The organism is Candidatus Merdisoma sp. JLR.KK006 (assembly GCF_036941035.1).
In the GTDB taxonomy this organism is placed as follows: domain Bacteria; phylum Bacillota; class Clostridia; order Lachnospirales; family Lachnospiraceae; genus Laedolimicola.
Genome location: NZ_JAYMNS010000082.1, coordinates 1 through 1,344, shown reverse-complemented (window position 1 = coordinate 1,344; position 1,344 = coordinate 1). Strand labels below are relative to the sequence as shown.

Here is a 1,344-nt window from a genome sequence, read left to right as displayed (position 1 = left end):
ACCGATATTTCAGCTCGTTGCAACTATATGACTTCCATAGAATCAATCATTTTTTCAAACTGCTTTCGCTTAATCTGCACACGGTTTCCGTTCATAATCAGCCAGTTGGCGTTGGGGTGTTCGTCCGCCAACTGGCGGAGCTTCTTTTCCCCGATGCGGAAATACTTTGCGGCTTCCTCGATTGTGAGGGTGTATTTCTCCCAGATGGGAACCTCTGCGTAGTTCATAAAACCTCCTGTCAAAAAAATAAGCCTGTGCGGAGTAGGCACAAGCATCACTTAGGGTTGCTGTTCTGTTGCCGCTGCCTTTGCCGCCAGGTCTATGCTGACGGCGAGGGAGCGGTTGAGCTTTGGCAGGATGCTTTCGGGGAGCCTGCCGATGTAGTTCTCCAGTCTACGCTTGTCTATGGTGCGGATTTGCTCTGCAAGGATGAGGGAGTTCTTGTCAAGCCCCTCGAAGCTGCCTACCTCGGTATGTGTGGGCAGCTTTGCCTTTGTATGCACTCGGCTCGTGATTGGCACAATGATGACGGTGGGGCTGTGGGTGTTCCCTATGTCGTTAGAAACGATGAGTACGGGTCGTCTGCCGCCCTGCTCGGAGCCGACAATGGGATTTAGGTCTGCGTAGAAGATGTCCCCACGCTTGATAGTCCTTTCCATTATGTGTTTGACCTCCTATCTGGATTTAGGCAGGGGGTTCCTGCCTATGTAGCAGCCAGATACAGGGGAGTGTTTAAGGTCAGCGGGGCATAAAAACAAAGCCCTGTTTCCATAGACCGCCCTGCATCTGGCTTGATATGATAGGAGCATTTCTATTTGTCCTCGACACCCCGAAATGCGGATACGTTAAACGTAAGGGAAGTCACCAAACGGTCAGCAGCGAACTGACGCCACGGGAATCGCACCCCAACTGTCGGTCTGACAGAGCCGCCCTCATTGCCTGCGGCGGGTTGGCTACCGCTCGGACTGTGACTGGACGGGAGTATCATTGTCCTCTTTGCGGGTCATGGCGAAATCGGGGGCTGCCCGATATTTTGAGTCGGTAATTTCCGCTCACCACCTTTCATCGCTTCTGCTTTTTGGCAGGTCATGGCGTACCGCTGCACACGCTTTTGCTCATCACAATCACAAAGAGAATGTATTTGGTGAATGGGTATTCGGTTGTCAAGGAGCTTGGGGAAGCCCGTAGAAAAGCCCCCTCACTTTTCCAAAGGAAAAAATGAGGGGGCTATGCACGGAAAATTTAATTTTCCAAAAGTTTTTTGAGCTTTTGCAGGATTTTCATGATGTGCTGTTATTCGTTAGTTTATCTGAACCAAAATCCTCAGTTTTTCTCCAAATTAAA

At 50.3% G+C, this 1,344-nt stretch carries 2 protein-coding genes; both read right to left on the bottom strand.

What is annotated here, in order from left to right; genetic code table 11:
• Positions 1-23: 23 nt before the first annotated feature.
• The gene (locus VSQ61_RS22660) at positions 24-227 is read right to left on the bottom strand and encodes an excisionase (RefSeq protein WP_178819310.1); all 204 of its coding nucleotides are present in this window, start codon (positions 225-227) and stop codon (positions 24-26) included.
• A gap of 51 nt (positions 228-278) precedes the next feature.
• Positions 279-659 carry a type II toxin-antitoxin system PemK/MazF family toxin gene (locus VSQ61_RS22655; RefSeq protein WP_016280881.1) on the bottom strand — a complete coding sequence of 127 codons (381 nt, stop codon included), beginning with the start codon at positions 657-659 and terminating at the stop codon, positions 279-281.
• Positions 660-1,344: the final 685 nt, after the last annotated feature.

What these genes read in the sequence shown, in the direction of transcription:
- VSQ61_RS22660 (WP_178819310.1), bottom strand. Translation starts at nt 227, where the DNA reads ATGAACTACGCAGAGGTTCCCATCTGGGAGAAATACACCCTCACAATC.
- VSQ61_RS22655 (WP_016280881.1), bottom strand. Translation starts at nt 659, where the DNA reads ATGGAAAGGACTATCAAGCGTGGGGACATCTTCTACGCAGACCTAAAT.